The organism is Bradyrhizobium cajani (genome assembly GCF_009759665.1).
Taxonomy (GTDB): domain Bacteria; phylum Pseudomonadota; class Alphaproteobacteria; order Rhizobiales; family Xanthobacteraceae; genus Bradyrhizobium; species Bradyrhizobium cajani.
The window spans coordinates 1-420 of sequence record NZ_WQNE01000100.1 but is presented as its reverse complement, the minus strand read 5'-3'; the positions used below and the strand labels follow the sequence as shown (position 1 = coordinate 420).

Annotated in this window: 1 protein-coding gene; it reads left to right on the top strand. The window is 49.3% G+C overall.

The genetic code is table 11. The annotated features are described in order from the left end of the window. Positions 1-57 precede the first annotated feature (57 nt). Positions 58-396 carry a P-II family nitrogen regulator gene (glnK, locus tag GPL20_RS38550; RefSeq protein ID WP_008503304.1) on the top strand — a complete coding sequence of 113 codons (339 nt, stop codon included), beginning with the start codon at positions 58-60 and terminating at the stop codon, positions 394-396. Positions 397-420: the final 24 nt, after the last annotated feature.

Sequence of the window (420 nt, the reverse complement as noted above, 5' to 3'; positions counted from 1 at the left end):
TTGCAATACCTTCTGCGTAAGCTGCGGCCATTACCGAATTCTGACTGGAGGGGATCTATGAAGCTGGTTACGGTTGTAATCAAACCATTCAAACTCGAAGACGTGCGTGAAGCGTTGTCTTCCATGGGTATTCAGGGACTGACTGTCACCGAAGTGAAAGGCTTTGGTCGTCAGAAGGGTCATGCCGAGCTTTACCGCGGGGCGGAATACAGCGTTAACTTTCTGCCAAAAGTAAAAATTGATGTCGCGATTGCTGACGATCAGCTTGATGAAGTCATTGATGTCATTAGCAAAGCGGCCTACACAGGCAAAATTGGCGACGGCAAAATTTTCGTTGCCGAACTGCAGCGCGTCATTCGCATTCGTACCGGCGAATCTGACGAAGCGGCACTGTAAGTAACTCCTGGCACACAGTGATAG